This is a genomic window from uncultured Caulobacter sp., assembly GCF_947036865.1.
Taxonomy (GTDB): Bacteria; Pseudomonadota; Alphaproteobacteria; order Caulobacterales; family Caulobacteraceae; genus Caulobacter.
The window spans coordinates 43,313-56,330 of record NZ_CAMQSF010000007.1; the positions used below are offsets into that span (position 1 = coordinate 43,313).

At 69.3% G+C, this 13,018-nt stretch carries 15 protein-coding genes and 1 pseudogene; 8 read left to right on the top strand and 8 right to left on the bottom strand.

Features of this window, described 5'->3' with window-relative positions:
• Window positions 1–49: 49 nt before the first annotated feature.
• Together Q0V34_RS06880 and Q0V34_RS06885 are read left to right on the top strand one after the other, a co-directional pair.
• Window positions 50–793, top strand: a complete 744-nt coding sequence (locus Q0V34_RS06880; protein ID WP_297509708.1) for a methyltransferase — start codon at window positions 50–52, stop codon at window positions 791–793.
• Between the two features lie 83 nt (window positions 794–876).
• A complete protein-coding gene (locus Q0V34_RS06885; RefSeq protein ID WP_297509711.1) occupies window positions 877–1,944 on the top strand; it encodes a serine hydrolase in 1,068 nt (355 codons plus the stop codon).
• A 41-nt stretch (window positions 1,945–1,985) separates the two neighbouring features.
• Here the strand turns inward: Q0V34_RS06885 and Q0V34_RS06890 are convergent, their stop codons facing one another.
• Complete coding sequence (locus Q0V34_RS06890; protein ID WP_297509714.1) at window positions 1,986–2,546, bottom strand: nucleoside 2-deoxyribosyltransferase; 561 nt, start codon at window positions 2,544–2,546, stop codon at window positions 1,986–1,988.
• Between the two features lie 89 nt (window positions 2,547–2,635).
• Here Q0V34_RS06890 and Q0V34_RS06895 point away from each other — a divergent pair, with 89 nt between their 5' ends.
• Entirely contained in the window at window positions 2,636–3,442 is an 807-nt protein-coding gene (locus tag Q0V34_RS06895; RefSeq protein ID WP_297509716.1) for a CAP domain-containing protein, read from the top strand.
• Here Q0V34_RS06895 and Q0V34_RS06900 read toward each other — a convergent pair.
• Together Q0V34_RS06900 and Q0V34_RS06905 are read right to left on the bottom strand one after the other, a co-directional pair.
• Window positions 3,439–3,930, bottom strand: coding sequence for an SRPBCC family protein (locus tag Q0V34_RS06900; RefSeq protein WP_297509719.1), 492 nt, complete (start codon window positions 3,928–3,930; stop codon window positions 3,439–3,441). The genes Q0V34_RS06895 and Q0V34_RS06900 overlap by 4 nt on opposite strands.
• Window positions 3,917–4,273, bottom strand: a complete 357-nt coding sequence (locus Q0V34_RS06905) for a helix-turn-helix transcriptional regulator (RefSeq protein ID WP_297509884.1) — start codon at window positions 4,271–4,273, stop codon at window positions 3,917–3,919. The genes Q0V34_RS06900 and Q0V34_RS06905 overlap by 14 nt, the downstream gene beginning before the upstream one ends.
• Window positions 4,274–4,359: 86 nt before the next feature.
• Here Q0V34_RS06905 and Q0V34_RS06910 point away from each other — a divergent pair.
• Window positions 4,360–4,451, top strand: a pseudogene (locus Q0V34_RS06910) (hypothetical protein); the annotation flags it as partial.
• Between the two features lie 143 nt (window positions 4,452–4,594).
• Here the strand turns inward: Q0V34_RS06910 and ilvC are convergent.
• Both ilvC and Q0V34_RS06920 read right to left on the bottom strand, forming a co-directional pair.
• Window positions 4,595–5,614, bottom strand: coding sequence for a ketol-acid reductoisomerase (ilvC, locus tag Q0V34_RS06915; RefSeq protein WP_297509722.1), 1,020 nt, complete (start codon window positions 5,612–5,614; stop codon window positions 4,595–4,597).
• A 251-nt stretch (window positions 5,615–5,865) separates the two neighbouring features.
• The gene (locus Q0V34_RS06920; RefSeq protein ID WP_297509726.1) at window positions 5,866–6,867 is read right to left on the bottom strand and encodes an RcnB family protein; all 1,002 of its coding nucleotides are present in this window, start codon (window positions 6,865–6,867) and stop codon (window positions 5,866–5,868) included.
• Window positions 6,868–6,967: 100 nt separating this feature from the next.
• Between Q0V34_RS06920 and Q0V34_RS06925 the strand changes: the two genes are divergently transcribed.
• Together Q0V34_RS06925 and Q0V34_RS06930 are read left to right on the top strand one after the other, a co-directional pair.
• Window positions 6,968–7,531, top strand: coding sequence for a DUF924 family protein (locus Q0V34_RS06925; RefSeq protein WP_297509887.1), 564 nt, complete (start codon window positions 6,968–6,970; stop codon window positions 7,529–7,531).
• Window positions 7,532–7,624: 93 nt separating this feature from the next.
• Window positions 7,625–8,467: a thymidylate synthase gene (locus tag Q0V34_RS06930; RefSeq protein WP_297509729.1), complete on the top strand. Its 843-nt coding sequence runs from the start codon at window positions 7,625–7,627 to the stop codon at window positions 8,465–8,467.
• Between the two features lie 51 nt (window positions 8,468–8,518).
• Here the strand turns inward: Q0V34_RS06930 and Q0V34_RS06935 are convergent, their stop codons facing one another.
• Window positions 8,519–9,541, bottom strand: a complete 1,023-nt coding sequence (locus Q0V34_RS06935; protein ID WP_297509733.1) for a medium chain dehydrogenase/reductase family protein — start codon at window positions 9,539–9,541, stop codon at window positions 8,519–8,521.
• Window positions 9,542–9,642: 101 nt separating this feature from the next.
• Here Q0V34_RS06935 and Q0V34_RS06940 point away from each other — a divergent pair, with 101 nt between their 5' ends.
• Window positions 9,643–10,161 (top strand): dihydrofolate reductase, encoded by a 519-nt coding sequence (locus Q0V34_RS06940; protein WP_297509736.1) that lies wholly within the window; start codon window positions 9,643–9,645, stop codon window positions 10,159–10,161.
• Here the strand turns inward: Q0V34_RS06940 and Q0V34_RS06945 are convergent.
• The gene (locus tag Q0V34_RS06945) at window positions 10,158–10,577 is read right to left on the bottom strand and encodes a hypothetical protein (RefSeq protein WP_297509738.1); all 420 of its coding nucleotides are present in this window, start codon (window positions 10,575–10,577) and stop codon (window positions 10,158–10,160) included. The two genes, Q0V34_RS06940 and Q0V34_RS06945, sit on opposite strands and share 4 nt — an antisense overlap.
• Before the next feature lie 61 nt (window positions 10,578–10,638).
• Window positions 10,639–11,658: a hypothetical protein gene (locus tag Q0V34_RS06950; protein WP_297509741.1), complete on the bottom strand. Its 1,020-nt coding sequence runs from the start codon at window positions 11,656–11,658 to the stop codon at window positions 10,639–10,641.
• A gap of 346 nt (window positions 11,659–12,004) precedes the next feature.
• Here Q0V34_RS06950 and Q0V34_RS06955 point away from each other — a divergent pair, with 346 nt between their 5' ends.
• Entirely contained in the window at window positions 12,005–12,916 is a 912-nt protein-coding gene (locus tag Q0V34_RS06955; protein WP_297509744.1) for an SMP-30/gluconolactonase/LRE family protein, read from the top strand.
• Window positions 12,917–13,018: the final 102 nt, after the last annotated feature.

The following is a 13,018-nucleotide window of genomic DNA, read 5'->3' on the forward strand; positions in this document are numbered from 1 at the left end:
TGGTGGCGGGATAGGTCAGGGTCAAGGCGAGCACAAGGCCTAGCGAGCATTGGACGACAAGCGGTTGACGGAAGATCGGGTGCTGGGCGGCCGGGTTCGGCTGTGTCAGGCGCCCGACGGCTACAGGGCCGGCATGGACGCGGCCCTGCTGGCCGCCGCCTGCGACGCCCTGCCCGGCCAGCGCGTGATCGAGCCGGGCTGCGGAGTCGGCGGCGCCCTGCTGGCGGCCGCGACGCGGCGGCCCGAGTCAATCTTCCAGGGCGTCGAGCGCGATCCCGCCGCGGCCGCTCTCGCCACGGGGAACATCGCCCTGAACGGCTTGGACGGGCGGGTTTCGGTTGTTCAGGGCGACATCGAAGCGGGCTTTCGCGCGCTGGATCGGCCGGTGTTCGACGCGGTGATGGCCAATCCGCCCTTCTTCGACGATCCCGCCGCCCTTCGCGCGCCCTCCCCGGCCAAGCGAGCCGCGTGGATGGCCGACGGCGGCTTGGCGGCTTGGATCGCCTTCTGTCTGAAGGCGGTGCGAGAGGGCGGGACCATCACCCTGATCCACCGCGCCGACCGCCTGGCCGACCTGCTGGCGCTGCTGGCCCCCAAGGCCGGCTCGTTCCAGATCCGGCCGATCGCGCCGTTCGCCGACGCCCCGGCCAAGCGCGTTCTGGTGCGCGCCATCAAGACCGGCAAGGCGCCGCTCGCCTTGCTGCCGCCGCTGGTTCTGCACGACCGCGACGGCGGCAAGCATACGGCCCTGGCCGAGGCGATCTTGCGCGGCGAGGCGGCGCTGGGCTGGTGAGCCGGCGGGCGCCGTCAGACTAGACAACGATTTCAACCGCGGCGCGGCTGTGTAACGATGATCTCTCACGGGGGACACCGCTAATGCCGACCGCCGCGCTCGCCTTCGCCGCCGCCGTGGCGGCGACCGCGCCAGGCAAGATCGATCTCGCTCTCGAGGGGGCGATCGCCAAGGGATTCGCGGGCGAGGTGCTGGTCACCGATCCCGTCGCGGTCACCTATTCGCGCGCCGTCTCCGCGACGGGTCGGCCCCATAAGCGGGGCGAACTCTGGCGCTGGGCGTCGGTGACGAAGCAGCTGACGGCGACGCTGACCATGCAGGCGGTGTCGGCCGGACGCCTCTCCCTTGACGACACCGTCGGCGCGCGCCTGCGGGCGTTCAAGGGGCCGAGCGCCAACCGCGTCACCATCCGAATGCTGTTGCGGCACACCTCCGGTCTTCCCAATCCGGACGACACCGCCGCCGCGACGGAGCGGGACTTTCCCGCCTTCTATCGCCGAACGCGGTCGGGCGCTGGCGGCGCGGCCGACGCCCTCGGCTACTGCGCGGGGCCGGCCAAGGGGCCGCCGGGCGAGGCGTTCGCCTATAACAACTGCGATTTCATCGTTCTTGGCGCCATTCTCGAACGCGCGACCGGCAAGCCCTACGCTCTGCTCGCGCGCGACGCCCTGGCGCGGCCGAACGGGCTCGCCACGCTTCGCATCGCCACCAAGGCGACCGACCAGCGCGCCCTCGTCAAGGGGGTGATGGAAGACGGCTCGCCGGAGCCTCCGTTCAATCTCGCGACCTTTGGCGCGGCGGGCGCCGCCTATGGCAGCTCGGACGATCTCGCCCGGTTCGACCGCGCGCTTCTCAATGGGACCCTGCTCGACAAGGCGGCGACGGCCGCCAGCTGGGCCGGCGAACCCAAGCTGGGCTATGTCGCTCTCGGGGTCTGGAGTTTTCCCGCGCCTCTGAAGGGCTGCGAGGGTCCCGTCAAATTGGTTGAACGCCGGGGGGAGATCGGCGGCGTCGAGGTCCGCAACCTTCTCGCGCCCGAAAGGAAGCTGGCCCTGATCGTCTTCGCGGACCGCGCGGGGATCGATTTCGGGGAAATCTGGCAGGGCAAGGGGCTGACCTACGACCTGGCGAGCGCGGCGTTCTGCGGCTGACCAGAAGGACCGCGCGACGGCGCCGAGCGAGCCCGCCCCCCCTACTCCGCGTACAGCGCCAGGGCCTCCAGGCACAGCTCCAGCCCGGTCAAATCCCGCAGCGGATCCTGGGTGACGATCACGAACAGACGCCTGGCCTCGGCCCACAGCATGACGGTCTCGGGCAGGCCGTGGTCCTCGATCTCGCAGCCGTCGCCGTCGCGCCAGACGCGATGCTCGTCGAGACTGGCGCCCATGATCGCGTCGACTCGCGCCACGTACTCGGCCTGAACCTCGTCGGTGACGTTCAGATAGGCGAAGGTGGGCTTGCCAAGGCCCGCCAGGACGCCCGCCTCGAACACCGCGGCGGTGTCGGCCGAGGGGCCCCGGAACGGGGTCAGGTTGATGACCGCGGCGTCGGCCTGGCGCAATTGCGCCATCCGGGCGGCGTAGTACTGGCGAGCCGCCAACTCGTCGCCGCTCTCGCCGGGCGGCATTCGGGTGGGCAAAATGGCCTCCAGGCCGGCGTCGAGGCACAAGGCGCGTTGGCGGGCGGCCTGGACTTCGTGGTCGGGAAGCCAGGCCTCGGGGCCGGCGAGCCATAGGGAACGGACGGGGCGCATGGCGTCTTAGGTCTGGTCCCCGAGGGTCGGAGTCAATGCCGCGTCCGGCGAAAGACCAGGAACGCGATCAGGAGAACGTCTAGGAGCCGATGCGGTCGATCCCCCGAAGAACCTTGTTGACCGGCGCGCTTGGCCTGGCCGCCTCCCCGGCCCTGGCCGCGCGGGCCGAGCCGTGGATCGCCTACGAGGGGCGTTTGCGCGGCCTGCTGGCCGATCCGCCAGGGGGCGATTTCGATCCCGAGTTCGAACAGACGCTGCTGGACCTCAACAACATCTTCCGCGACCGCCAAGGCCGGGGCGCTCTGGCCTGGGACAAGGGCCTCAGCCTGGCGGCCCGCGCGCACGCCGCCGACATCGCCACCACCGGCGTGTTCGACCACATGACGCGCGAAGGCTACTCCCCCGCCGGGCGCGTCGGCCTCCTGGCCCGAGACCTGATCGGCGCGCCGGGCGAGAACATCGCCATGCGCCGCAACGCCTCGGGCGCGGTGCGGACCGAACAGATCATGGAGCAGTGGAAGACCAGTCCTGGCCACCGCGCCAACCTGCTGGCCCCGGGCTTCACCCATGTGGGCTATGGCGTTCTGCGCCAGGGCCTCCGCGTCTATGCGGTTGGCGCCTATGCCCAAGTCGTCGCGCGTCTGGCCGCGCCCGCGCCTCTGCGCGTGGCCTCGACCGACGCGATCGCCCGCGCCCTGACGAACGCCACGCCGTCGATCGAGCAGTTCTCGGTCTCCGAACCGGGCGGCGAGATCCTGACCACGACCTATGTCGAGGGCGTTCCGGGCCGCCCGCCGCCCAGGCTGGCGCCCGGCGCCTGGCAGCTGCGCCCGCACCTGATCACGAGCGAGCGCAACTACCTGGTGGCCTGGGGGCCGGTGTTCGTGCTGAGCTAGCCGGCCAGTTCGACGAGCAGTTCGTCCAGTTGCTCGAACTGGATCGGCAGGCCGGCGGCCGAGCCCTGCAGGGCCTCGTCGCAGGCGTCCTTGCTGGGATAGAGCTCGCTCAACGTCAGCAGGGTCTTGTCGCCCCGGTCCTCGAAGGTGACGGTCGTGACGGTGATCTCGCCGCTTTCCTCGTTGGTCCAGACGATCTTCGAGGGCGGGACGACCTCGACGTACTTGCCGTAGAAGGCCATGGCGTTGGCGGCGTCGAGGCCGAACTCCAGGCGATAGCCGCCGCCGGTTCGCACGTCCATTTCGCAGGCCCGCAGCGGTACGCCCAGAGCCTTGGGGACCCACCACCGCTGGAAGAGCTCGGCCCGGCTCCAGGCCTCGAACACGATCCGCGCCGGGGCGTCGAACACGCGGGTGACGACCAGTTCCCGGTCCGACTTGCGCGTCACCACCGTCTCACGCGCCTGAGCGCCGCTATTCCCGTCCATCCGTCTCTTCCCTTCGCTTCAAATCCTCGACGACCGCGTCCAGCGCTTCGAAGCGCAGCGCCCAGCGCTGGCGGTAGCGCTCGATCCAGGCCGCTTCCGCGTCCAGCCCCCCGGCGGCGAGCCGGCAGGTCCGCACCCGTCCGAGCTTTTCCGTCTTCACCAGGCCCGCCTCTTCCAGCACCGCGACGTGCTTCTTGATGCCCGTCAGGGTCATCTGGAACCGGTTGGCGAGTTCAGTGATCGACGCCTCGCCGCGGCCGAGTTCCTCGAGCACGCCGCGCCGGGTGGCGTCGGAAAGCGCGGCGAACGAAACGTCGAGGCGGGCGGCTAAATACTGAACCATGTAGTTCAGTTTAGGCACGGTCGGCGCGCCGGCGCAAGCGCCAAACGAAGGCTGGCCTCGGCGTGGATCGCCCCTTGGAGGCGTCCTCGCCCTTCGACAAGCTCAGGGTGAGGACGACAGTGGGCGCCGTTCGCACAAAATCCTCATCCTGAGCTTGTCGAAGGACGAGGATTTCCGGCCGGGACGACACAACTCGCCAAACGAAAAGCCCCCGGCCTGGGAGGGCCGAGGGCTTCGTGGGATTTAAGCTTGGGTACTGAAAAGGGCTTGGCTCGCCGCGCGATGGCCGCCGAAACCGGCGACCACTTTCGGCTATCGCGCTTAGTTCTTGGCCTGGTCGACCAGCTTGTTCTTGGCGATCCAGGGCATCATGCCGCGCAGGCGGGCGCCGACCTCCTCGATCTGGTGCTCGTTGGAGCGCCGGCGGGTGGCCTTGAAGCTGGGCTGGCCCACTTGGTTTTCCAGCATGAAGTCGCGGACGAACTTGCCCGACTGGATGTCCTCCAGAACGCGCTTCATCTCGGCCTTGGTCTCGGCGGTGATGATGCGCGGACCCGTCACGTACTCGCCGTATTCGGCGGTGTTCGAGATCGAGTAGTTCATGTTCGCGATGCCGCCCTCGTACATGAGGTCGACGATCAGCTTCAGCTCGTGCAGGCACTCGAAATAGGCCATTTCCGGCGCGTAGCCGGCTTCCACCAGCGTCTCGAAGCCGGCGCGGACCAGCTCGACCGTACCGCCGCACAGGACGGCCTGCTCGCCGAACAGGTCGGTTTCGCACTCTTCGCGGAAGTTGGTCTCGATGATGCCCGAGCGACCGCCGCCGATGGCGCTGGCATAGGCCAGGCCCAGGTCCAGCGCGTTGCCGGTGGCGTTATGATGCACCGCGATCAGGCACGGCACGCCGCCGCCCTTCTGGTATTCGCCGCGCACGGTGTGACCGGGCCCCTTCGGCGCGACCATCAGCACGTCGATGGTGTCCTTCGGCTCGATGAGGCCGAAGTGGACGTTCAGGCCGTGGGCGAACAGCAGGGCCGCGCCGTCACGGATGTTCGGCGCGATCTCGTGCTTGTAGATCGCGGCCTGATGCTCGTCCGGCGCCAGGATCATGATCATGTCGGCCCAGCCTGCGGCCTCGGCGACGGTCATGACCTTCAGGCCCTCGCCTTCCGCCTTCTTGGCGGTGGGCGAACCGGCGCGCAGGGCGACGGCTACGTTCTTGATCCCCGAGTCCCGAAGGTTAAGCGCGTGGGCGTGGCCCTGGCTGCCATAGCCTACGATGGCGATCTTCCGGTCCAGGATGCGGGCCAGATCAGCGTCGCGGTCGTAGTAGACGCGCATGTTTTTTCTCCAGGACTGGTCAATCAGGGTCGCTCGACGCAACGGTTGAGCGACGAAGGCCGGGCGTTTGAGCGTTTTTTTGCCGTTTCGTCAAGGCGAAGCCGACAGAACGCGAAAATCCGGACCCTTCGCGGACCCGTTCTAGGCGCTCGCGCGCCTCATCGCCACGCCGACCATGACCTTAAGCGGCCAAACCCGCCCGTCCTCTAGCGTTCGCCCCCTTCCCCGCTTGGAGGAAAGGGGCGTCCGGCTTACCAGAAGAGGTCGTAATAGACGCTCAGGACCTGGCCGCTCCAGATGTCGACCAGGAGGGCGTCGTCGCCGACCCGGACCCACTCGCAGCCGATCGGCGGCAGCGGCAGGTCATAGAGGCGCCAGTCGAGATAGTACGAGCTGGAGTACCAGCCGCCCGGCAGATAGTCGCCGAAGCTCCAGGTCCGCACGTACCAGCCGCTGGGATAGCGATAGGCCGGCGCGCGATAGCGGTGGATGGCGCGGTAGCTGGGGCGGAAGTCGTCGCGATCGTACCGCGGACGTCCCCGGTCGCGATCGCGGTAGTGGCCATAGCCCGGACCGCGCCGGTCGTCGCGATCCCAGCCGCCCCGGTCATTGTTCCAGCTGTTACCGCCCCAGTTGTTGCCCCAGTTGTTGCCCCAGCGGTTGTCGTTCCAGCGGTTGTTGTCGCGATCGCGGTCCCAGCCGCCGGGGCGGTTGTCGCGCCGGTCGTCTCGGTCCCAGCCGCCCCGGTTTCCGTTGCGGTCCCAACCGCCGCGGTCGCGGTGGTCGTCGCCGCCGCGGTTCCAGTCGCGACCGCCGGGTTGCGGCTGAGGTTGGGGTTGGGGTTGCGGCTGAGGTTGGGGCTGCGGACGATCGCCGCCCCGGTTCCAGCCGCCGCGATCGCCGCCCTGCCAGCCGCCGCCTTGCCAACCGCCGCGGTCGCCGCGATTCCAGTCGCCGCCGCCCCGGTTCTGAGGTTGAGGTTGGGGTTGGGGCTGAGGCTGGGGTTGAGGTTGCGGCTGAGGGCGGTCGCCGCCCCGGTTCCAACCGCCGCGATCGCCGCCACGGTCTCCCGCGCCCTGCCAGCCGCCACGATCGCCGCCGCGATCACCGCGATCGCGGTGACCCTCGCCGTCCGACGGCGTCATCCGGTCCTGTTGTTGCAGCTGCGCGACCACCGCCCCCGCCGCCCCCGCCTGCGCGCCCGCGCCGCCGAGCAGCGAGAGCGCCAGGGCGGTCGTGATCAGACGTTTCATTTCGTGCTCCGAAGGGCCTTGAAGCGCGGCCCGGGCTTGTCCCTTGATAGCACTCTCGGACTCGCCGGATGAACCAGGCTTGAACGAACCGAACGAGGGCATGATGACCGCTCACTTCAACGATGTCGTCGCCTTCTGGCGCCAGGCGGGGCCCAAGAAGTGGTTCGCCAAGGACACCGCCTTCGACCAGGCGATCATCCTGAAGTTCGAGCAGACGCATTATCGCGCCGCGATGCGCCGCTACGACGCCTGGAACGACGCGCCGGAGGGCGCGCTGGCGCTGCTGATCCTGCTGGACCAGTTCCCGCGCAACATGTTCCGCGGCACGCCGCACGCCTTCGCCACCGACCCGCTGGCCCGGATGTTCGCCCGCCAGGCCATCGCCGCCGGCCACGACCAGGATCCGGCGATAGCGCCCGAACTCCGCCGGTTCTTCTACCTGCCGTTCGAGCATTCGGAATCGCTGGTCGACCAGGAGTTCAGCGTCCAGCTGTTCGCGGCCCTGCAGGCCGACACGGGCGACGAGGAATCGATGAAATACGCCCTCCTCCACCGCGACATCATCGCCCGCTTCGGGCGCTTCCCGCACCGCAACGCGGGCTTCGGCCGCGAGACCACGCCCGCCGAGCAGGAATTCCTCGACGAGGGCGGCTTCGCCGGCTGAACGGTCCACAGGCAAGCGCGCGGTTCGCTCAGAGTTGATTGGCCAGCCCATTGCGTCCGCGCGAGGCTAGGGGTTCAAAGCGGACGATTCGCCATGAACGCCATCCTGCCCCTCGCCACGCGGCCCGCCGCGACCGACCATCCCGAGCGCCAGTATCTGGCCCTGCTGGCCGACATCCTGGAAAACGGGGTCGAGCGCGGCGACCGCACGGGCACCGGCACGCTGGGCGTGTTCGGCCGGCAGATCCGTTTCGATCTGGCCCAGGGCTTCCCGGTCCTGACCACCAAGAAGCTGCACCTACGCTCGATCATCATCGAGCTGTTGTGGTTCCTGAAGGGCGACACCAACATCGCCTATCTGAAGGACAACGGCGTACGCATCTGGGACGAGTGGGCCGACGAGAACGGCGACCTCGGGCCCGTCTACGGCAAGCAGTGGCGCTCGTGGGCCACCCCCGACGGTCGGGTGATCGACCAGATCGCCAACCTGGTCGAGAACCTGAAGACCAATCCCAACAGCCGCCGGCACATCGTCACGGCCTGGAACCCGGCCGACGTCGACGACATGGCCCTGCCGCCCTGCCACTGCCTGTTCCAGTTCTTCGTCGCCGACGGCAAGCTCTCCTGCCAGCTCTATCAGCGCAGCGCCGACGTCTTTCTGGGCGTGCCGTTCAACATCGCCAGCTACGCCCTTCTGACCCTGATGGTCGCCAAGGTCGTGGGACTGGAGCCCGGCGAGTTCGTTCACACCTTCGGCGACGCCCACCTCTATCTGAACCACCTGGACCAGGCCCGCGAGCAGCTGACTCGCGAGCCCTATCCGTTCCCGACGATGAAGATCGCCGACAAGCGCGATCTGTTCGGCTTCACGTACGAGGACTTCACGCTGGAGGGCTATCAGGCCCACCCGCACATCAAGGCCGAGGTGTCGGTTTAGGGGTGGGAGCGGGGTCGCCCTCTTCCTCTTGCGGGAAAGAGAGACAGCCCGCTACGGCTTCAACACGATCTTCCCGGCCAGCTTCGCCGACTGCAGAAGCGCCTGGGCTTCGCCGGCCTCCGCCAGCGGCAGCACCTTGGCGATCTTGGGCTGGATCGCGCCCTGGCCGATCAGGTCCAGAACCTTGGCCAGGTCCTCGCGATAGGGTCCCGGTCGCGCGTCGCGCCAGGAGGTGACGTTGTAGCCCGCCACGCCCCGGCTGCCGCTGAACAGGCTCAGCGCCGAGAGCCGGTCCGCCAGCAGCATCTTGATCATGGCCAGCGGGCGAGCCTTGCCGCCCTTGGTGGCGTCGTAGCCGCCATAGAGCACGGCGGTCCCGCCGTCACGCAGCGCGGCCAGGGACGCGGCCTTCAGGTGCGCGCCGCCGACATGGTCAAAGGCCGCCACGACCCCGCCGCCGGAGATCGACAGGGCCCGCTCGGCGACCGCCTCGGCGCGGTAGTCGACATGGACGCCGCCCTTGGCCTCGACCTCGGCCTTCTTGCCAGCCGAGGCCGTGCCGATGGTCCTGACGCCCGACAGGCGCGCCAGCTCGAGCAGCAGGCCGCCGACGCCGCCTGCCGCGCCGTGGACCAGCACCCATTCGTCCGGGGCGGCGCTGGCGACGCGATGGAACATCTGCCAGGCGGTCAGGCCGTTCAGCACCCCGGCGACCAAGGCTTCGGCCGGGGCGGTGTCGGGCGCGACCACCAGATGCCGCGCCTCGACATTGCGGCGCGTGGCGTAGGAGCCCGTCACGGTCAGCGCCGCGACGCGCTGGCCGACCTGAAAGCCCGCGACGTCGGGACCCAGCGCCTCGATCCGGCCCACGAAGTCATAGCCCGGCGTCACTGGCGCCTTCACGCCGGGATAGAGACCGGTGCGCATCACGATGTCGGCGAAAGCCACGCCCGCCGCCTCGATCGCCACCCGCGCCTGGCCAGGACCGGGCGGCGGCAGGGTCACTTCGCGGCCCTTCAGCACCTCCGCCCCGCCCGTGCGGGCCATGTGCATCTCGAACGCCGTCACCGTCATCGCGCCCTCCCCGGCCCGTGGTCTTGGGCGACGACAGTGATCACGGTTCAGGTTTGGATCAAGCCATGGCGCGTCGCGCTCGCAAACGCTAATCAGGGCGCATGAGCATGCCTATCCTGACGCTTGGACCGGTCGCCCGTTCGATCAATGGCGTGATCGGGCGTGACAACGACCTGCCTTGGCGACTGAAGTCGGACCTCGCCATCTTCAAGGCGTGCACCCTGGGCAAGCCGATCATCATGGGTCGCAAGACCTGGGACAGCCTGCCGCGCAAGCCCCTGCCCGGCCGGATGAACATCGTCCTGACCCGCGACCAGAGCTTCGAACCCGCCGGCGCCGTGGTCACCGACAACTGGTCGGAGGCGGTGCAGATCGCCAAGGAACAGGCGGCCGACGACGGGGTCGACGAGGTCTGCGTGATCGGCGGCCGGGCCCTGTTCGAGCTGGCCCTGCCCAAGGCCAAGCGCCTCTACCTGACCGAGGTCGCCGCCGAGGTCGAGGGCGACGTGCGCTTTCCCGACTTCGACGAAAGCGCCTGGACCGAGGTCCGCCGCGAGGCGCATCCCGCCGGCGAGGGCGACGACCACGCTTTCGTTTTCAGGGTGCTGGAGCGCCGTTAATTCGTCGCCGCCAGCGGCCTCGGCTTACGCTCCAGACCGGAGAGCTTGCGGGTCTTCAGGACCTTGCCCGTACACGCCTTGAACACGACCTCGAGGGCGCCGCCCTTGCCGTCGTCGGGCAGCGCGTAGGCGGCCGGACCGATCCGCAGCGCGGTGATCACCGTGTCGCCGCGACCGGTCTTGCTCCAGGCGATGCGCTGTTGGACGGCCGTGCCGCCGAAGCGCTTCTGGAGATCGCGGTCGAAGACCTTGTGCACGGCGGCGTCGACGACGGGCTTCCACGCCTCGTCCTTCATGGCCGGGCAGCTGGGTCGGGTCGGCATGGCCGCCGGCTTGGCGCTCAGCACGGGCAGCCGCGTCCCGCAGCCCGCCAACACCAGACCCGCCATCGTCATCGCCGCGAAAGACGCCCGCATCACAGAATCCCCTTCTAAACGCGGACCACGCTCACCCCGGATCAAGGTCGCGCGCAAGGCCTCAGTCGTCGGTGAAGTAGTCGGCGATCGCGGCGTCGACGGGTTCGAGCTCGAATTTCGGCGAGGCGGCGCGCTCCAGGGCGCGGCGGATCTGCCAGGCGCTACGGCCGACGTGGACGCCCATGCCCCGCAGTTCGGCGATGATGGCCTCCCGCGTGGCCTCGTCGACCGACTTGTTGTTCTCCAGCCGCGCCTGGTCCAGACGCCAGCCGAAGAAGGCGTCGGGCGTCAGCTCGACCACCGCCCCCGGCGCGGGCAGCCATTCGTAGATCGCGCTCTGCCGGTCGACGGCGTAGTCGACATAGGTGGCCAGGCAGTTGCGGTAGCGACGGGCCGCATCGCGGATGGCGTCGATGGTTTCCAGCGGCCGCAGGCGCTGGGTGCCCGGATGCGGCGGCGGCGGCAGCTCGCGGCGGAAGTCGTCGGCGATCAGGCTGAACAGCGCCTTGGGCGTGGGCGCATGGCCCCAGGCCGCGACGCGCTGGGCCAGAACCTCCGGAGCCAGACGCTTCTTCAGCACCGCGTGCGCCTCGGCGAGAAGCGCCGCCTGGGCGGGGGTGACGCGCAGCGCGACGCCGCCGGCTTCGCGCAGGTCGGCGGGCAAGGCGCTCAGCGCCCGCACGAGATCGGGCGTGATGGCCGGCGCGTGCCGCAGCGTCTTGGCCGGGGCTCGGTCGGCCAGCAGCCTCAGGAGCGCGCGATAGTCCTCCGGCGCCCAGGCGATCTCGCCCAGATGCTCCAGCGCCCGGCGCAGGCCGTCGGGGGCGGCGTTCTCCAGGGCCAAGCGGATGGCCTTGCGCAGCGGCAGGTCCATCAGCTCGGTGACGTCGATCGGCGGCCCGCCGCGGGGCTCGGCGGCCAGCATCAGGCAGACCAGGTGGCGTCGGGCCGCTGGCGCGGTCAGAAAGGCCGTATGCGGCGCGGGCCACAGGGCGGCCAGCACCTCGGCATAGGCCGGGGCGATTAGTTTCAAGAGCGGCGAGGCGACGGACGTCGCGCTGGCCAAGGGCAGGATGGTCATGAAAAAGCTCCGGCGGCGACCGGAGCGGCCGCGGCTAGCGGTAGTGACGCGAGAGGCGATCGGCGGATCGGCGGCACGGCTTCGACGGCGCGCGCCAACCCGCCTTCGGCGGTGCGTTGGTCTGTGCGGCGACGACGGTCATGCGGCGGATCGGCCTCCCGGAGCTGGTTGAGGCTTGGCTGATCCCATGGCCGCCGACTCGTCGCAAGAGGCGAGAACGGCGTTCTCGCACGCTCCGCGATCGCTGTGACCGGGAGGACACGGTTCTCCGAACGTCACGCTGGCGAGGTTCAAACGGGCGTTTATAGTCGCCGAGACGCCCGACAGAGGCGCGGAGGAGACGCTGATGGACATCGAACTGGTCGCCGAAGGCCTGCAGTTTCCCGAAGGACCGATCGCCATGGCGGACGGTTCGATCATCCTGGTCGAGATCCAGCGCCAGACGCTGACCCGCGTCACGCCCGACGGGAACCGCGAGACGCTGGCGGATCTGCCGGGCGGCCCCAACGGCGCGGCGATCGGGCCCGACGGCGCGGTCTACATCACCAACAACGGCGGCGCGTTCCACTTCTTCGAGGCCAATGGCCTGAACATCCCCGGCCCGACCCCGCCCACCCACGCGGGCGGCTCGATCCAGCGGGTGGACCTGAAGACCGGCTCGGTGAAAACGCTCTATCAGGACTTCGACGGCAAGCGGCTGGTCGGCCCGAACGATCTGGTCTTCGACAAGCAGGGCGGCTTCTGGTTCACCGACCACGGCTGTTCGACGCCCGACGGCCGCAAGTACGGGGCGCTGTACTACGCCCTGCCCGACGGCTCGAAGATCGTGCGCTGGCGCGACCACTTCGTCTCGCCCAACGGCGTGGGCCTCTCGCCCGACGAAAAGACCGTCTACATGGCCGACACCATGCTGGGGCGGCTGTGGTCGTTCGACATCGCCGAGCCTGGCGTCCTGACCGAGGCCGCGCCGCTCATGCCGGGCAACGTGGTCTGCAACCTGCCGGGCTATCAGCTGCTGGACAGCCTGGCGGTCGAGGCGAGCGGCAAGGTCTGCGTGGCGACGATCATCAATGGCGGGATCACGGCCTTCGCCCCGGACGGCTCGACCGAGCACTACGCCTTCCCGGACGTGATCGTGACCAATATCTGCTTCGGCGGCCCCGACATGCGCGACGCCTGGATCACCGCCTCGGGCACCGGCAAGCTCTACAAGGCGCGCTGGCCGCGGCCGGGCCTGAAGCTGAACTTCAACGCCTAGGAAATCCTCCCCCCGGAGGGGGGAGGTGTCGGCTCGAAGAGACGACGGAGGGGGAAGAAGCTGGAGACCCCGAACTTCCCCCTCCGGCCTTCGGCCGCCTCC